A 16,980-nucleotide genomic window follows, 5' to 3' on the forward strand; every position below is an offset into this window, starting at 1 on the left:
TCTTCCTCCTAATCTAACAATTTAAAGGGTGATCGATAAATGACCTTCCTTACCATCTTGTTCAATTCGCACACCATTTTCTTCCTTTTTCCAGCTTCCACTGGAAACGGAGGTGATCTGTTCAAAACCAACTAATAAAATCGAATACGGTTTTGACATATCGGTTTTGAAGTGAATCACATTACCGTCCTTCACTGCTTCAATGTTGGCGATTGTTTCACCATTAGTGTCTACTAATGTCGTACTTGACGTTTTTCCTTCTTGCAATTGGTAGACCTGAAACGTAATATCCTCTTCATAATCATAGTCTGGTTTATCATGGGTTGATCCTATTGTTAGAATAGAGTTTTCTCTCACATAAAGAGGGAGACTCATATAGTCATAGGCTGCTTTTTTCCATAAACCCCCTTCGACTACCTCCCCAGTGAGTAGATGTGTCCATGTTCCTTTTGGCAAATAATACGATACTAGCCCATCTTCTCGAAAAACTGGGGCAACCATTATGGAATCTCCGAGCATATACTGTCGATCAAGTACATCACAAGTTGGGTCATCAGGAAATTCTAGTAGCATTGCTCGCATTACCGGAATTCCGGTTTGATGGTTTTCTACTGCTGTACTGTATAAATAAGGCATGAGTCGGTTTTTAAGCTTTGTAAAATGTCTCGTTACTTCTACAGCTTCTTCATCAAATAACCATGGTACTCGGTAGGAAGAGCTTCCATGAAGTCTACTATGACTTGTTAGAAGTCCAAATGCCGTCCATCGCTTAAATACATCTGGTGTAGCAGTATTTTCAAAACCACCAATATCATGACTCCAGTAACCAAAGCCAGACAATGTAAGTGATAAACCACCGCGTAAACTTTCAGCCATGGATTCATAGGTTGCATCACAATCTCCACCCCAGTGAACTGGAAACTTCTGTCCACCTGCGGCTGAAGATCTTGCAAAAACAACCGCTTCTTGCTCACCTTTTTCTCGTTTCAACAAATCAAATACAACCTGGTTATATTGATACGCATAGTAATTATGCATTCGTTGCGGGTCTGATCCATTATGGTATGTAACATTTGTCGGAATTCTTTCCCCAAAATCTGTTTTAAAGCAGTCCACACCCATATCAAGTAAATTCTTTAATTTTTGTTCATACCATTTACTCGCATCCGGATTGGTAAAATCAACGATCCCCATACCTGCTTGCCATAAATCCCATTGCCATAAATCTCCATTTTCCTTTTTCAATAAGTAGCCTTTCTGAGCCGCTTCATCAAACACTGGTGACTTCTGTGCAATATATGGATTGATCCAAAGGCATATTTTTAACCCTTTATCCTTCAGTCGTTTGATCATAGCTTCGGGTTCTGGAAATACATCGGTATCCCAAACAAAATTACACCATTCAAATTCCTTCATCCAAAAACAATCAAAATGAAACACTCGTAATGGTATATCACGTTCGGCCATACCATCAATAAAATGATTCACCGTTTCTTCTGTATAATCGGTTGTAAATGATGTCGTTAACCACAATCCAAACGACCATGCAGGAGGCAATGCTGGCTTTCCAGTTAAATTGGTATAATGACGTAATACATCCTTTAGTGTTGGACCATTAATAATGTAATAATCTAGCATTTCGCCACGGACACTAAATTGCGTTTTGGAAACAGCCTCTGATCCGATTTCAAAATTGACTTCTTCTGGGTGATTAACAAAGACACCATACCCATGATTACTTAAGTAAAACGGAATATTTTTATAGGATTGCTCCGAGCTTGTTCCACCATCTTTATTCCACGTATCTACCACTTGACCATTTTTTACGAAAGGGGTAAAACGTTCTCCCAACCCATAAATATGTTCTCCAACACCTAAATTAAGCTGAGCTCGCATATACGATTCATTGTTCTTATCGGTTATCCAAGCAAACCCTTTTGGATCAACATGTGTCAGCTTCCCTTCTTGATTAAAGAATTCTAAACCGAATCCTTCCTGTTGTATATTCACATGTAAATCCCCACTAGTAAGCTGGTATACCTGCTCATTTTTTTCAATTTTTAACGCTTCACCACTATGTAACACATCAAAATTCGGCTTTTTCGGAACGGTTCCTTTATGGTGATATGCTTGCACACGAATGACATTTTCACTAGGTGCCGATAAATGAATGGTTAACTGAGGGATATTTAAGGTATCTTCTCTGTTTCGAACTGCTTTGCATGGTGCATATAGGGTTAACCCTTCATTTGTTTCCTGGATATCACGAATTTCGCGGGCAAAATTGATATCAAATCCTTCTTTCACAAGCCAAAATCCATCGGTAAATTTCACTCTGATCACACCCTTTTCACATGATGAATGACGACCTCATCCTCATTACTTAATCGAACCACTTACCAAACCTTTTACTAATTGCTTCTGTAGTAATACAAAAATGACAATAACCGGTAAAATAGAAACCGTTGCAAATGCCATTAAATCATTCCACTCAATACCGTAACGTCCTACCGCATTATATATCCCTGCGGTCAGTGGCCATAGCTCTTGATTTCGGTTAAATGTGATGCTATATATTAAATCTCCCCACGAGAAGAAAAAGGAGATGGCTCCACAAACTATAATGCTAGGATACGAGATTGGTATAATAACGCGTATAAACGCTTCTAAACGACCACAGCCATCAATTCTTGCCGCCTCTTCCAGTTCCTTTGGAATTCCAATAAAGAACGTTCGAAGAATTAATACGGAAAATGGAACACCTAATGTGGCACAGGATAGCACAGGACCCCAATAACTATTCAACAAGGAAAAGTTATTAAACATAATAAATAACGGTGTTAAAATGACTGTTGCAGGTAGCATTTGCGTGACAAGGAATAGCAAAATCATCGAGCCTTTCCCTTTTATGTTGAATCTTGCTAGCCCGTAGGCAGAAGGCACAGCTAGAAATAACACCAAGATGGTTGTTAATCCAGAGATAGTGATGCTATTTAAGAAGTATTGTCCGATACCATTTTGAAAGATTTCCACGAAGCTAGACCATTGAAAATCCTGTGGCCAAAGTGTAGGAGGCGTTTGAAATATTTCCTTTTGACTCTTAAACGCTGTAATGATCATCCAAAACACAGGAAATATGAAAATCAGGACAATGACGATTCCGATTACATTTAGTAATCTTTCTTTTCTCCTACTCATTTATTAGGCCTCCTCATCTTTTCGTATGATAAATAAGTAGATTAAACTAACAACGAATAATATTAAGAATAGAACGTTAGCAGCAGCCGCACCTAAGCTAAATTCAAACTCATTAAAGGAGAAACGGTATGCAAGGGTCGATAGTACTTCCGTAGAATTAATTGGTCCTCCACCTGTCATTACAAAAACTAGGTCGAATACTTTAAATGTATAAATGAACCCAAGCATCATCACGACCAAGATTACCGGACGCAATAAAGGTAATGTAATGTAAATAAGCTTTTGAAACCAATTTGCTCCATCTAAGCTAGCACTCTCATAGACATCCTCCGGCAAACTGCTTAAGCCAGTTGATAATAATAGCATGTTAAAGGGGATTCCTACCCATATGTTCGCAATGATAATACCCCATAAAGCTATCTTTGGATCTGACAGCCAGGGAATTGGATCATCAATGAACCCAATCGACAGTAACATCTGATTGAAGATACCTACACCAGAGCTCATCATGAATTTAAAAAGTAACGCTGTGATGGTTAACGGAATTAACCAGCTGATCATAATAAATCCTCTCAAAAAGTCAGCCAACCGAAATTTCATGCTAAAGAACAGTGCCAGTATAAATCCAATAACGATTTGAAAAACAACACTACCAACGGTGTAAATTATCGTATTCTTAACAGATATTCCGAACGCCTCTTCATTCGCCAGTTCTTTATAGTTTTCAAATCCAACAAATTGATTTGAATCGTTTGCTAGATTACTAAGATTAACATCCTGGAAGCTAAGCACAATATTATAGATAAGCGGATAACCGATTAACAGCAGCATAAAAAGAATCGCTGGTATGACGAAGAGGTAGCCTTCCCATTTACTGGTGAGCTTTTTCATATTTCTAATTCTCCTTGTCCGTACAATGATAGTTTAATGGTAAAGCCCCTTCGAAAAGGGGCTTTACACAGATTAGTTAAGGATTTCGTCCACTTTTTCGGCTGCACCTTGAAGTGCTTCCTTTGGAGATTTTGTTCCAGTTAATGCTTCTTGTAATGCGATTTGAATCGCGTCAGAGATTTCAGGCCATTCTGGTGATGGACCACGAGGATCTGCAACATCCATAATTGGAACAAATCCTCTTAGATGTTCATCATTAGTCCAAAAATCGGAGTTTTCAAGTGCATCTTTTCTTGCAGGAAAGACACCAGTTTCAGCTGAAAACTTCTCTGTACGCTCGGTTTCCAAAAACCAAGTTAAAAAGTCAAAGGCACCGCTTACATTACTATCTTTAATGATTGCTAGATTTTCCCCACCTAATACAGATGCATACTCCTCATCCTTAGGAATCTGGGTAATCGCAAAGTTCAAATCTGGATTTTCTGATTTTAATCGTTCAATATTCCAAGGGCCATTTACCATCATCGCTAACTTCCCTTGAGCAAACTGTCTTGCTAGGTCATCCTGTGTTGCATTGACCACATCAGCACCCATGGAGCCTTCTTCAACTAGCTGCGTTAAAAGGGATAATGAACCTATTGCACCTTCTGAATCAAGATCGGTATATTCCGCTCCAGAAGAACGTAAGAAAGGATAGTATTGGAACGCGCCTTCTTCTGATTTCACAGCGGAAATGGCGAATCCTTTCGTGTCGCCAGACGTTAGCGTTTCCGCAGTTTCTAATAACTCATCCCAAGTAGTTGGAGGCTCTACCCCAGCTTCTTCCAACATATCAACATTGTAAAATAATCCTAATGCATTACTTCCCACAGGTAGACCATAGTACCCATCATTATATGTAACAGATTTTAACGGTCCTTCGTAGAATTGATCTGCTTCTCCCCATTCTTCTACTAATGATGTAATATCTTCTAAAACACCTTGTGCAGCAAATGAAGCATTATCAACAACGTCCATCTGTACCATATCTGGTAACGTTCCACCAGCTAGACCAACTGATAATTGCTTCTTTACATCTGGGAATGGTACGTATTCGGCTTTTACTTCATAGACATCTTGGGCGCCATTGTACTCATCAATAGCCGTTAAAAATAGCTCTTCCTGTTTACCAGTATAGTAGTACCAAACAGTTACATCTTTTTGCACTTCTTCCTCATCATTATTGCTAGCATTATTATCGGAATCGCTATCCGTTACGGATTCACCACTACATGCTGCTAGCACTAGAAGTGCCATTAGTACAACTATTCCAAAAAACTTCTTCGACATAAAACCTTACCCCCTCTTTGTGATTAATTATACATTGAAATTCTGAGTATTTTTTGTAAATTAGTTTAACCATTAAACTAAGTATATGTAATGATGTAATCGTTGTCAATGCACAATATTCAGATAATTTATTGATTTTGGTATATTTATTCCTCTCTTATCTTATGTTATACTAATATTTATACAAACAATGTTTAATGGATAAACTAAACAGGTGAGGAAAAATTGAAAATGAAGACAATAAAAACTGGGGACCAGAACTTAATCAAAAAAATCAATAAATCTATCGTTATGAAATCAATTGAACAAAAAGGTCCTATATCCCGTGCACAGATTTCCAAAGACACGGGTCTAAATAAAGCCACCGTATCGACGATGGTAAGTGAATTATTGGAAGAATCACTGGTAAACGAAATTGGTGCTGGTAAGTCAAATGGTGGACGAAAGCCAGTACTACTTTACTTTAATCATAAGGCTGTTTTTTCGATTGGCATCGATTTAGGTGTTAACTACATACTAGCTATTCTAACGGATCTAAGAGGCGATATCGTTTTTGAAAAATTGGAGAAATTAGAGGATAAAGAGCCTTCCATCGTAATTGAAAAGGTTATCGCTTTGATCCACGATGTACTTAGCCACACACCAGAAAGCCCTTATGGTGTAATTGGGATAGGGATTGGAGTTCCTGGCATTGTAGATACTGATGGTAAAATTCTTTTTGCCCCGAATCTACAATGGAAACAAATCGATTTAAAGCAAGCCATCGAAGAAGCTGTCCATATTCCAGTTTCAATTGAAAATGAGGCGAATACAGGTTGTCTTGGCGAACAGCTTTATGGGGCAGGCAAAAATATATCCAATTTACTATACGTTAGTATTGGTATTGGTATCGGTACTGGCATCATTATTAATGGAAATCTTTATACAGGTGCAACTGGCATTTCTGGGGAAATGGGGCATCATACAATCGAAACAAACGGAAAGAAATGTCGATGTGGGAACCGTGGATGCTGGGAATTATATGCGTCTGAAAGTGCTTTGCTAGAAGAAGCGATGAAGCTTGATGTATTTAAGCAGGATGTAACATCAAATTTAGATTCTATTACCCGAGAGGCGAAAAATGGGAATAGTGAGGTCATTCAGCTACTGAACTCCATTGGTGAATATGTTGGGATCGGACTAACTAATATTATTAATACGTTTAATCCTGAAATGATTATTATCGGGAATCGATTAGCTCAATTTAAAACATGGATTACCAATCCAATTCACCGCACGTTGGAAGAAAGACTATCACCTTATTCCAATAAAACTACCATTGAATTTGCTAGTTTGGATACTTATTCCAGTGCACTCGGTTCATCTTCGATAGCTAAATCAAACTTTTTTGCTCAGCATAAAATTACTGTTAAATAGTTCCCCCTTCAGGTAGACATCAAAAAAAGAGAGCATTTGATATGATGTTCTTAAGGTCTACTTGGAGGGGATTTTTCTATGGCTAAAAAGGGGCAGCGTTTTAAAACCTATACGGAAGAATTAAAGCGGGAGGTTGTACGTTTGAAGTTGGAGGAAGGCTGGTCCTATCGACAGCTCCGTGAACGATTTGGAATTAAGAGTGACGCACAAATTGAAACAAGGGAATCATTTGATGATCAACGGGGGAAGTGGAATAAAAAACACTTTGATAGTCCGGAAGAAGAAAATGCTTACTTGAAAGCGCAGGTAGAATACCTAAAAAAGCGCAATCCAAATCTACATAGGAAGGAATGGTCCTAAAAGCTCAACGATTTGAAATCATTGATGGGATGCGAAAGAAACATCCTTTAGCCTGGCTCTAGAAAATAGGGGAAGTCTCAAAAGCTGGGTATTATAAGTAAGAACAGTTCTAAGCGTGCAATCCGTTTAGAAGAAGATCTTTTACTCAAGGATCATATCATAGCGATCCATAAACTCCATCCCTACTTTGGATATAAACGTATGCTAGAGCACTATCAAGAGAAGCGATCAATTAGACCACGATGATAAGAATACGGCTCAGGACCCATACACTTATAATAGTAACAAAGATACGTTTTGGTCTAAGAATCAATTACTATAAGGATACCAGTACAGGAGTTTTTAAAGGGTACAATCAGGACACTACAATGTAACATTTATAATTTTCTCATTAGTTACTGCAGCATGAGCTTGATGTGGAAATTGGTGTAGATGTACGTTTAACATTAATAACTCCTCCTTAACATAATTAGGTAATAAGGAAATTTGATACAACAAGAACTTTATGCTTTGTTAGTGATTCGGACTAATGGATTGAGCCTTTCATTGGTAATATGCTTCACATATGCTTCAGCACTTCTATTGATATCTTCGTCTTTGATAACGACCGTATCGTGTTGTACAAAATGAGGCAGAAAATACATTCCAGTCAAATTCGCGGTTGCTTGTATTGGCCTAGTCAACTCACTGATTGTGAACTGATTTTTCCCTCCAGCACGATAAGAATTTTCTGCGCCTCCAATCGATATGGCCAACACCAATTCTTTTCCTTGCAACGCTCTACCTCCAGGTCCGTATGCCCAGCCGTACAATAATACTTGGTCCATCCACTTTTTTAATAGGGGTGGTGTACTGTACCAGTAAAATGGGAACTGAAATACGATTCGTTCATGTGAAAGCAATAACTCTTGTTGCCGTTTTACGTCGATTTGCTCGTCTGGATACAGCTTATAAAGATTATGGACGGTAATTTCCTGTATACGTTCAAGCTCCTGCGTCCATCTTGCATTAACGCGTGACTTTTTCAAGTTAGGGTGAGCAATCAAAGCAAGTATTTTCATGAGACAAACTTCACTTCCTTCATTACAGAATCGTGACCATTTGCTGTAAATTCAATTTCTCAAATAACGTAAAATCCTTTTCACAACAAATTGAGCGTCTGGCCCCACCCCCCTTAGTGTGGCAGAAGAAAATGAACGCTGACCTTCCAAGCCAACATAATGAATACCAGGGACCGATGTACTGATTCCTGCTACCTGTAAAGGGATCCCTTCCGAATCTAGTGCCCCAATAGGTTTCAGGTAAGGAAGGTTAACCTGATAACCCGTCGCAAAGATAACCGTATCCACTGGCTCCCTTTTTCCATCCGGCCATATAACACCGTCCGTATAAAAGGATGTAAACATAGGAAGCTGATCGGGCTTCCCTTCAGCTAGTCTCTCCTTGTAATCACCCAGATCCGAGACACCAGCTGGAATAGGTGGGTTTTTCCCAAACCGCCAATACGGAAAGGTATCGAAACCGACTACTCGAATCCAAAAATGTAAATCTTGCCCCCATACCCTTTGTTTCACGAGTTGAACCGACTGACGTACGGCTAAGGACGTTTGACTGTGCTCGGAGAGTTCAATGGCAATTTGGACAGCCGAATTTCTACGTCCCACTATCACTATTCTTTGATTGGCAAATCCTTCTGGATTTCGGTACTCAGAAGAATGTAGAATTTGACCTCGGAAGGTTTCTTGTCCCTTTATGTCAGGGGTAAATGGACTATGAAAAGAACCGGTTGCATTAATGATGGTTTTAGTCTGATAAATATCTCCAGAATCTGTTTGGATTCTAAAGAATCCGTTATTCTTCTCAACAAATTCAACTTTCTGATTTGTTATCACTGGTAACTCAAATTTCTGCCGATAAGATTCTAAATAATGAATCACTTCATCTCGTGATGGATAATGATCAGGGATTCCTGGGAATTTCATGCCAGGTAGTGACGAAAAACGTGTCGGAGAAAACAATTTCAAACTATCGTAATAAAGTGGCCACGATCCTGTTGCCTGTTTACCTGCTTCTAAGATCAAAAAATGTAGCCCCTTTTTTTGCAAATGATATCCCGATGCAAGCCCGGCTTGCCCTCCTCCAATCACAATAGAATCCCATACTGTTGCCATCTTAGATCCTCCTTTTATAATTATTTGTATTTTGCAAATATAAAATGAAAGAAATCACCCCAATGGAGGGGTGCAGCAAACGCTGGATTTTGCCATTGCATTGTTCAATAGCTTAATGGAGCGAATAACAGTCTCTTGTTCAAATTCATTCATGTGGGAAAAAACTTCATCTAAGTATGCATTAATTTGCTGATTAATTGATGTTGCTACATAGGTTCCTTCCGTCGTTAAAGAAAGAATGTAGACTCTTCGGTCATCTGGATCAGGCGTCTTTTTGACTAGATTCATCTTGATTAACGATTGGATTTGTCGGCTAAAAGTTGTGATATCTGTCCCCAATGCATCTGCAACTTGTTGCACAGAAGGCTTATGCCGGTGGTCAATTTCATATAGGATATGACTTTGTATTAAAGAAATATCAAACCCACCAGCAGAACAGCAGCTTTTATTAAGAAAGCCAAAGCGCCGAGTCATTATTTGAAATAGTTCACGAAGATCTTCGTTTTTCATTTTCGTTCACCTCTAATTTATTTATACAATAAGTATTTGTAAAATGCAAATAAACAAAAATGAAACTAAACTCTTTAATGGCAGCCGTAACATTCCTTGAGTGCTAAAGAAACTTGTTGGGACAACTTATGTATTTTAGTAGCGATCCCTAAAGGTAAATCAAAAATATTTTCATAATGATCATTCGGAATGATCATACATGGCCATTATTATTCGGCCACCATAACGTTGCAATCAATGCTGTAACGTAATCGTCCTGGTAAATAATATCTTGCTGCTTAGTTTGAACATGCTTGTTGGTTTCGTCCTCTTCACCTTTAACAGCCAAACAAAAGGGACAAGTATAATCAGAAGGCATATGTTTATACACTAGTTTCCTCACCTAAAAGTATTTTGTAAATTAAACTTTCTACAGTACATAGTTTAGTCTCTAAATAACCAGTGCCATTCTTAATAAATAGGACACTTCTCTTACTTAAGAAACGCCCCCGTTGAAGATATTATTCAATATCACTTGTATATTTTTCTGGTAGTAACTCCATTACATTACACTTCACTAATTTATCATTATAAGAAATGATTACATCTGTATTTTTTCCATAATCACTAATTAACTCTCGACACATACCACAGGGAGCAACTACCCAACATTTTTCTATATCTTCGTGTGGATGAGGGTGAGCCACTGCTACAATCGTTTCAAATTCGTGGTCCCCTTCAGAAATAGACTTACCAATAGCCATTGCTTCCCCACACACTGTGATTCTTCCCACGTTCGCTTCTACGTGAACTGCTGAAAAAACATTACCAGTTGTTGTTCTAACTGCTGAACCAATATGATGTCGGCCATACCTATAATTCTTTTCTATTACTTCTTCTGCTTGCTTAATCAATTCATAGTCTCCATCTTCTAAAGGTCTTACTTTTAACATAATTGTTCTCCCCTTTGATAGTTCATTTCTATCCTTTTATTCAACAATCCTGCCCGTTTACTGAATAAGAAATTTCTGTACTCTAAAATCATTTAACATAAATTGTAAGGTTCCTTGTAAAAAGATGGCATCAGTATTTTTTTATCGAAAGAAAATGGCATTTGAAAATCGGATAGAATAAATGCTTATTTCAGCTTGCCAAAATCCAAATGAATTTACTGTAGCAACCCCATTACGATTCTAAGTTACAACAACAGCATTATTTAATTGGAAATTTCTCGCTTACTATCCTTTTCGCCCCGCTTTTTTCCTTTTACGGTGTGTGAGTTCTCTATCTTTCATAGACCCTTTAAAAAGGTTTCATCACTTTCTGTGATTCCAGATAGTTCGAGAAAACCTAACGAACTTAATGCGTTTAAATCTTGTGTCGCCAGTAAAAGGTTGCGGATCTATGTATATCAAGTTTATTTGAAATTTTAGGAAGGGTATAACCTTCAACCATTAGTTCCACATATTTGACCTATTTTTGGGGATAACGATTAGCCGAAAAAGGTGTATGAGTCATATCATTGAAACTCTTGCCGCAATCTTTACAGAGGTACCGAAGTGCTTCCGCAAACAGTTTGTCAAATTCCGCTATTCTTTTTAGTAATCGGAACATATAATAAAAGGGAAGTAAAGGCGAGCAATGGAAGCACGTCCCTTCCGCTCTTATTTTTTTAGTTTATGATTTTTTAGGAGGTATTACTATGCATACAATCATCAGTGTACGCCCTTAATAAGGGGGACGTACACTTCTTTAGCCGCCAGACTCTTGGAGGCTATGATGAAACCAATCTATTATTTATATACGAAAGCATTGTCTGATTTTAGTTCACGTATGCAGTTTATCGGCTTGACGAGCGCACTGTTAATGAGTTCGTATCCTGAACTGTATATGATGCTGTTTTTTTTAGGGAGACAAATTGGTGGCATGATAACAAGCTATCTTGCTGGCATCGTTGCCGACCGTTTTTCGAAACACCTAACGATGATTATTTCAGAACTTGCAAGCGGAATCGCTGTGTTAAGTTTAATTTTCATAGAACATCCACTGTTTATTGTTATTGTTGCCTTTTTACTTGGTATTACGTATACATTTTTTGATGTGAGTTTTCGAGCATCAATTCCTACGATGTTTAGTGAAGAGAGCCTTACGGAAATCAACTCGCTGCTTGTACGTCTTGGAGCGACGATGAGTATCGTTGGCTTTCCCGCTGGCGGTTTGATTTCGACCTTTTTTTCTTATAAGTATTTGCTTGTGTTTGACGGCTTGATGTATATTGGATCAGCCATTGTATTGTTAAATATCCACTGGTCAGAACAAGCCAAATCGCTTCAGCCCGTTGAACAGAAACAAACTTTACGAAACGTTTTACAGTCAGGTATGTACATGTTTTTGCTGGCAGTTGGATTTGTGTATCCATTTGCAGCTTCTGCTTATCAATACGCCCTGCCTCTCATCGCATCTGGAGAAGAATACGGGGATTTGTATAACGGGATGATGTGGTCGACTGTAGCTGTTGGTTCATTTCTATGTTCATTGATTATAAAAAAACAAGATGTTAACGAGCGGCGTTATATCGTCAGTTTACTTTTGTTTGGAACATTCGTATCACTCACGTTTATTTTTGATATAACACTCGCCACGTTTCTTGTTCTATTACTTGTAGGAGCTGCTGAAGCACTGGTGCAAGTATGTCACTATACACTCCTTCAGCGCAGTGAGGAACATGTTCGCGGCCGTTTGTTCGGTCTCAACACGCTCGCAACGAGATGTGGGTTTTTAGCGGGATTTGGAGTTATACCACTACTGGAAAAAATGACTTCATTACCTCATGGGATTTGGTTGATGCAGGGCATGCTGGTGATATGCTGTCTTGTTCATATGTGGCGAAAATACCATTCATAAAGAAAACTCGGCAAAGCCAAGCCTTAGGCGTAGGCTGAGTCATAGTTGCACTTATACTGAAGAAAGTATTTTATACTTTCTTTAAGTGTCACAAAAAAGCGAAACCTTTTAGATTGGTTTCGCTTTTTTAATACCGATACTGAACAGAATTTCCTCTCTTAAACTTTGATTGAATAATACTTCCTTATTGAACAAAATGGGTGCCATCCTATATATCAATAATTTGTTATATTACCTAATTTATTACACTCCAATGCAAACCAAACGTCCCCATTATTATCACAAGTGATACCATGTGGCTCAGCTTGTTGGGTAGGGATTTTATATTCTGTAATCTGCTCATTAACAAGGGAAAATCGTCCGATCTGATTTGCTCCCCACTCAGTAAACCATAATGATCCGTCTATCCCAGCCGTTATTGCATGAGGACGAGCATTTGCAGTTGGAATTTCATATTCAGTTATATCACCTGATAAAGTAATACGACCTATCTTATTATTTATAATCTCTACAAACCAGAGTGCTTTATCAGGACCTTTAGTTATTCCCACGGGTCCTGATTGTTTAGTTGGTAAAACAAATTCAGTCACTTCTCCGGTTGAGGAAATTCGTCCAATTGCATTGTTTTGATTTTCAGTGAACCACATTGCACCATCATCACCTAAAACAATAAACGAAGGAAAAGCACCTTCTGTTGGTAAATCATATTCGTAGATATATCCGTTCGAAGTTATTTTACCTATTCGGTTCCCACTCATTTGTGTAAACCATATATCTTCGTTCAATCCCTCTGCAATACCATATGGGGCTGAATTTGGTTGGGGTAGTGGAAATTCTTCTATATCTCCCTTTTTTGAAATTCTCCCCAATTTATTACCTTTATTCTCTGTGAACCATATCCCGCCATTAGTTGCTACAGTTAAACATAAAACTTGAGCGTCTGGTGTAGGAATGTCAAATTCTTTTATGTGACCAGATTTATTTAAGCAACCTATTTTATTAGCTTTATGTTGAGTAAACCACACATTTTCCATATCATCCGTTACAATACCATATGGAGCAGAATTAGGACGGTCAATTGCAATTCCTTTTATCATACCAATTCCTCCCAAAATCTTCTTATAATCAAAAAAACCTGCACTCATTTCTGAGACAGGATATAATGAAGAATACCTGGTATGGAAAAAGTACTCAATTGATCAGACTTCTCCTTACACAAGTTAAAGTACATTATCATAATCCTACCTCAGAAAAAATTATCGATATACCACAGGAAGAATAAATCCACCGGACACATAAAAAGTATTTTATATCGAGCATTCTAAAGTTAGGATTATTGAATCATGTGCTTATTTCACCCTTCCACATATTGTTACCATGAATTAAACAATTTTAAATCTTTGCTGTCAACTACATTCTGAAATTCCAAAGTTTACACATATCATGGAACGATAAAACCATGTCAGTTTACAATCTGGCCCTTATATGTAAGATAGACGTATTTCCTGGCTCGAAAAATTCATCTATAATGGAAGGGCTTCAAATGACTATTGTGTAGTGACTTAAAGTAAAGTCTTCTTTTACGGAATGACTTCTCTTTAATTCATCATTTGTATTTCAAGTTCTTTTTTTGTATCAGGATGGTAGTAATATCTTATCTGTAGGGTCCCAATCGTGATAGAATTAAACAAAAATAACTATGAAACCTAAAACATGAAATTGGCTAATAATAGACATCGTGAAAAAAGTAATTAAAATAAAGGGGGGAGATATGATGGCAGAATTAATGGGTTGGAAAAATGGTGCTCGCGGACATAAATTCATCACTTCTTTTAGCGGAGGAAAGGATAGTGTCTTAGCTCTATATAAAGCTATGAAAGTTGGAGAAGCGGTTGGACTGATCGTCATGCTAGAGGAAAAAGGGAAACGTTCCAGGTCCCACGGAATGCCTCCGGAGCTTTTACGTGCCCAAGCTAAATCTATAGGTTTGCCCATTTATGCTGCAGCTGCAAGTTGGGCAGACTATGAAAAAGAATTTATGCACCTTTTAGAAAAAGCAAAAAATCAAGGAGCAGAGGTGTTAGTAACCGGAGATTTGGATATGCCTGCTCATGGCTGTTGGCATGAAAAGGTTTCGAAGAATGCTGGATTAAAGCTTGGGATGCCTTTGTGGGAAATGAATCATCGTGAAGCTGTCGAAGAGTTCATAAATCTAGGATTTGTAACGATCATTGTAACTGTTAATTTATCATTAGGTATGCGAGAAGATGATTTAGGGCGAACGTTAACCCATGAATACGTGAAAGAGCTTGAAGCTCGTGATATCGACCCCTGCGGAGAAGGTGGAGAGTTCCATACCACAGTAATAGATGGGCCGATTTTCAAACATCCTATTCCAGTTCGTAAATGTGAGATTATTAAGGACGGAGAGTATGCTTTTTTGCCTTTGGAGATGGCGGATATGGCCACCTTATAAAGAAAACAACAAAACTTCTATTAACTGACTTTTAAGAATACGAAATGCACAGTTAGGTATAGCAACACTGAATTGTGAAACCTGGTTTAATCTTCCTTTCACAAAAAAGCATTACTTCGTTTCGAAGCAATGCACTAGTTCCGTATTATGTTTAGCGATAGGTTAGAATATTTTAAGCACAATCCTCTTTTAGTCGTAAATTTCATCCGCGTTTTCGTAACGTAGTTTTTCCGAATTAGTGACATCGTTTTGTTTATTTGTCAATTTAGGATACATTTTTGCATTATCCCTGTCATTACCATTTGTGTTTATCTTTGTTTCCCTCGTCAGTTTACTACGATTATCCATGGATATTCACTCCAATAAAATTATTATTGTTATTTTACCACCCAATATTTATAAAATACCTCATTCCCATTCATTTTGCCCTGACAGCATTAATGATCCTATAGTCCCTTTTTCAGCTTGTTCATACCTGCTCCGTTATTCCACAAATAATCTAATATCTTAACTTTTTACATAATTGAAACAATAATATAAACCATTTAATTGTTCATGATTACCCAACTAGATTGATTTGAATCATTGAAAATTTAATTTTGTTTGACAATAATTTGATTAAGAACAAATACTCCGACTTTGAATAACTCGTTTGATTGATTTAATCGCATCAAAGTGCATGCCTTCATGGTATAAGCAAAAGCTTAGAAATTCTTCTACTGTCGATAATGTAAGACCTGTGGATGTTGTATAAGGTTGTTCTACAGCTTCTTTGAGCCTAAATTTCAATACTTTCTCAATCCTACAAACTTGATTTTCGAGCAATAAGATTAATTCATGAATTGGTGGCACCTCTTCTCCCCAATCGCTTGGTTTAGTACCTGGGCTGAATAATTCTGTAAATTGATCAGGTAAGTTCATTTTTTCTCGAGTAAAATGAAAGGCGAACTTTTCTTGGACGACATATATATGCCCTAGATTCCATTTTATATTGTTATTAAATCCTTCTGGAATGGAAAGTGATGTCTCATCATTTATTTCTGCCACATGACCAATCGTATTATCCCGAACAAAGCTTAATTGTTTAAAGATATAGTTTTCCACTTGATTCCCTCCTGAACATTCTTAATCATATCCAAAATGTAGGATATTCCCGGTTACTGCGTAAATTATTAATAATCAACGCAAAGAAAACAATTATCACCGAGCCGATTAATACCGGTGTAAATAAGTAACTCCAACTGTACGCGCCAAGCATAACAACAAGTGGGTCTGCCCCTGCTGGTGGGTGAGTCGTTTTTGTAATCATCATAAACGCAATCGCTAAGCCGACAGCTAAACCAATCGTCCAAGGTTCATTACCCAATAGCTGATATATGGCTAATCCAACGAATGTTGAAACAAAGTGTCCCCCAATAATATTTCTTGGCTGTGATAAAGGCGCATTCCATGCACCAAATGCCAACACACAGCTAGCTCCAAAGGGAGCCATTAACCATACGGATGCTGTCATGTTTGTTAAAAGTACTAACACAAAAATGGTTGAAAATCCACCGATTAACCCGGTTATTATGTCCTTTACATCCACCTTTAATGGATTTTTCCCTTTCCCTTTCATCTTAGATAAATAACGTACGTGAAATAAATGTTCTTCTTCTCGCTTTATTGTTATAGCACGATCCATTATTTCCCCTCCTTAAACTAAATTTTACTTTACACTAATGCAACTAACCTGTAAAAAATTAT

General features: G+C 37.7%; 16 protein-coding genes and 2 pseudogenes. 4 read left to right on the top strand and 14 right to left on the bottom strand.

Annotated elements, in window-relative coordinates:
• Positions 1-21: 21 nt before the first annotated feature.
• The 4 genes from yicI to L1611_RS07870 all read right to left on the bottom strand — a co-directional run bounded on the left by yicI (position 22) and on the right by L1611_RS07870 (position 5,418).
• On the bottom strand, positions 22-2,334 hold the full coding sequence (gene yicI, locus L1611_RS07855; protein ID WP_236312530.1) for an alpha-xylosidase: 2,313 nt from the start codon (positions 2,332-2,334) through the stop codon (positions 22-24).
• A gap of 45 nt (positions 2,335-2,379) precedes the next feature.
• The gene (locus L1611_RS07860) at positions 2,380-3,198 is read right to left on the bottom strand and encodes a carbohydrate ABC transporter permease (protein ID WP_236312531.1); all 819 of its coding nucleotides are present in this window, start codon (positions 3,196-3,198) and stop codon (positions 2,380-2,382) included.
• A gap of 3 nt (positions 3,199-3,201) precedes the next feature.
• Positions 3,202-4,089 (bottom strand): carbohydrate ABC transporter permease, encoded by an 888-nt coding sequence (locus L1611_RS07865; protein ID WP_236312532.1) that lies wholly within the window; start codon positions 4,087-4,089, stop codon positions 3,202-3,204.
• 72 nt (positions 4,090-4,161) lie between these two features.
• Positions 4,162-5,418: an ABC transporter substrate-binding protein gene (locus tag L1611_RS07870; RefSeq protein WP_236312533.1), complete on the bottom strand. Its 1,257-nt coding sequence runs from the start codon at positions 5,416-5,418 to the stop codon at positions 4,162-4,164.
• Positions 5,419-5,649: 231 nt separating this feature from the next.
• On the opposite strand from L1611_RS07870, the gene L1611_RS07875 reads away from it, so the two are divergent.
• Together L1611_RS07875 and L1611_RS07880 are read left to right on the top strand one after the other, a co-directional pair.
• Positions 5,650-6,834, top strand: a complete 1,185-nt coding sequence (locus L1611_RS07875; protein WP_236312857.1) for an ROK family transcriptional regulator — start codon at positions 5,650-5,652, stop codon at positions 6,832-6,834.
• 78 nt (positions 6,835-6,912) lie between these two features.
• A pseudogene (locus L1611_RS07880) lies at positions 6,913-7,424 on the top strand (transposase family protein); the annotation flags it as partial.
• A 273-nt stretch (positions 7,425-7,697) separates the two neighbouring features.
• Here L1611_RS07880 and L1611_RS07885 read toward each other — a convergent pair.
• The 6 genes and pseudogenes from L1611_RS07885 to L1611_RS07910 all read right to left on the bottom strand — a co-directional run.
• A complete protein-coding gene (locus L1611_RS07885) occupies positions 7,698-8,255 on the bottom strand; it encodes an NAD(P)H-dependent oxidoreductase (RefSeq protein ID WP_236312534.1) in 558 nt (185 codons plus the stop codon).
• A gap of 51 nt (positions 8,256-8,306) precedes the next feature.
• The gene (locus L1611_RS07890; protein WP_236312535.1) at positions 8,307-9,365 is read right to left on the bottom strand and encodes a flavin-containing monooxygenase; all 1,059 of its coding nucleotides are present in this window, start codon (positions 9,363-9,365) and stop codon (positions 8,307-8,309) included.
• 54 nt (positions 9,366-9,419) lie between these two features.
• Positions 9,420-9,875, bottom strand: coding sequence for a MarR family winged helix-turn-helix transcriptional regulator (locus L1611_RS07895; protein ID WP_236312536.1), 456 nt, complete (start codon positions 9,873-9,875; stop codon positions 9,420-9,422).
• Between the two features lie 193 nt (positions 9,876-10,068).
• Complete coding sequence (locus tag L1611_RS07900; protein WP_236312537.1) at positions 10,069-10,245, bottom strand: HIT family protein; 177 nt, start codon at positions 10,243-10,245, stop codon at positions 10,069-10,071.
• Between the two features lie 130 nt (positions 10,246-10,375).
• Positions 10,376-10,807 (bottom strand): cytidine deaminase, encoded by a 432-nt coding sequence (locus L1611_RS07905; protein WP_236312538.1) that lies wholly within the window; start codon positions 10,805-10,807, stop codon positions 10,376-10,378.
• 266 nt (positions 10,808-11,073) lie between these two features.
• A pseudogene (locus tag L1611_RS07910) lies at positions 11,074-11,411 on the bottom strand (transposase); the annotation flags it as partial.
• Positions 11,412-11,633: 222 nt separating this feature from the next.
• Between L1611_RS07910 and L1611_RS07915 the strand changes: the two are divergent.
• Positions 11,634-12,758 (top strand): MFS transporter, encoded by a 1,125-nt coding sequence (locus L1611_RS07915; protein WP_236312539.1) that lies wholly within the window; start codon positions 11,634-11,636, stop codon positions 12,756-12,758.
• A 215-nt stretch (positions 12,759-12,973) separates the two neighbouring features.
• Here L1611_RS07915 and L1611_RS07920 read toward each other — a convergent pair whose 3' ends face one another.
• Positions 12,974-13,855 (bottom strand): Vgb family protein, encoded by an 882-nt coding sequence (locus tag L1611_RS07920; protein WP_236312540.1) that lies wholly within the window; start codon positions 13,853-13,855, stop codon positions 12,974-12,976.
• Between the two features lie 677 nt (positions 13,856-14,532).
• On the opposite strand from L1611_RS07920, the gene L1611_RS07925 reads away from it, so the two are divergent.
• Positions 14,533-15,234, top strand: coding sequence for a Dph6-related ATP pyrophosphatase (locus tag L1611_RS07925; RefSeq protein ID WP_236312541.1), 702 nt, complete (start codon positions 14,533-14,535; stop codon positions 15,232-15,234).
• Positions 15,235-15,423: 189 nt separating this feature from the next.
• Here L1611_RS07925 and L1611_RS07930 read toward each other — a convergent pair whose 3' ends face one another.
• The 3 genes from L1611_RS07930 to L1611_RS07940 form a co-directional block, all read right to left on the bottom strand.
• Positions 15,424-15,582 carry a hypothetical protein gene (locus L1611_RS07930; RefSeq protein ID WP_236312542.1) on the bottom strand — a complete coding sequence of 53 codons (159 nt, stop codon included), beginning with the start codon at positions 15,580-15,582 and terminating at the stop codon, positions 15,424-15,426.
• A gap of 270 nt (positions 15,583-15,852) precedes the next feature.
• The gene (locus L1611_RS07935) at positions 15,853-16,338 is read right to left on the bottom strand and encodes a DinB family protein (RefSeq protein WP_236312543.1); all 486 of its coding nucleotides are present in this window, start codon (positions 16,336-16,338) and stop codon (positions 15,853-15,855) included.
• A gap of 25 nt (positions 16,339-16,363) precedes the next feature.
• The gene (locus tag L1611_RS07940; protein ID WP_236312544.1) at positions 16,364-16,918 is read right to left on the bottom strand and encodes an HPP family protein; all 555 of its coding nucleotides are present in this window, start codon (positions 16,916-16,918) and stop codon (positions 16,364-16,366) included.
• Positions 16,919-16,980 lie beyond the last annotated feature (62 nt).

This window comes from Pseudalkalibacillus salsuginis (assembly GCF_021646685.1).
In the GTDB taxonomy this organism is placed as follows: domain Bacteria; phylum Bacillota; class Bacilli; order Bacillales; family Fictibacillaceae; genus Pseudalkalibacillus; species Pseudalkalibacillus salsuginis.

Excerpts from the sequence above, each read along its gene's own strand:
- L1611_RS07860 (WP_236312531.1), bottom strand. The coding sequence starts at position 3,198 with ATGAGTAGGAGAAAAGAAAGATTACTAAATGTAATCGGAATCGTCATT.
- L1611_RS07865 (WP_236312532.1), bottom strand. The coding sequence starts at position 4,089 with ATGAAAAAGCTCACCAGTAAATGGGAAGGCTACCTCTTCGTCATACCA.
- L1611_RS07870 (WP_236312533.1), bottom strand. The coding sequence starts at position 5,418 with ATGTCGAAGAAGTTTTTTGGAATAGTTGTACTAATGGCACTTCTAGTG.
- L1611_RS07875 (WP_236312857.1), top strand. The coding sequence starts at position 5,650 with ATGAAGACAATAAAAACTGGGGACCAGAACTTAATCAAAAAAATCAAT.
- L1611_RS07885 (WP_236312534.1), bottom strand. The coding sequence starts at position 8,255 with ATGAAAATACTTGCTTTGATTGCTCACCCTAACTTGAAAAAGTCACGC.
- L1611_RS07890 (WP_236312535.1), bottom strand. The coding sequence starts at position 9,365 with ATGGCAACAGTATGGGATTCTATTGTGATTGGAGGAGGGCAAGCCGGG.
- L1611_RS07895 (WP_236312536.1), bottom strand. The coding sequence starts at position 9,875 with ATGAAAAACGAAGATCTTCGTGAACTATTTCAAATAATGACTCGGCGC.
- L1611_RS07905 (WP_236312538.1), bottom strand. The coding sequence starts at position 10,807 with ATGTTAAAAGTAAGACCTTTAGAAGATGGAGACTATGAATTGATTAAG.
- L1611_RS07915 (WP_236312539.1), top strand. The coding sequence starts at position 11,634 with ATGAAACCAATCTATTATTTATATACGAAAGCATTGTCTGATTTTAGT.
- L1611_RS07920 (WP_236312540.1), bottom strand. The coding sequence starts at position 13,855 with ATGATAAAAGGAATTGCAATTGACCGTCCTAATTCTGCTCCATATGGT.
- L1611_RS07925 (WP_236312541.1), top strand. The coding sequence starts at position 14,533 with ATGGCAGAATTAATGGGTTGGAAAAATGGTGCTCGCGGACATAAATTC.
- L1611_RS07930 (WP_236312542.1), bottom strand. The coding sequence starts at position 15,582 with ATGGATAATCGTAGTAAACTGACGAGGGAAACAAAGATAAACACAAAT.
- L1611_RS07940 (WP_236312544.1), bottom strand. The coding sequence starts at position 16,918 with ATGGATCGTGCTATAACAATAAAGCGAGAAGAAGAACATTTATTTCAC.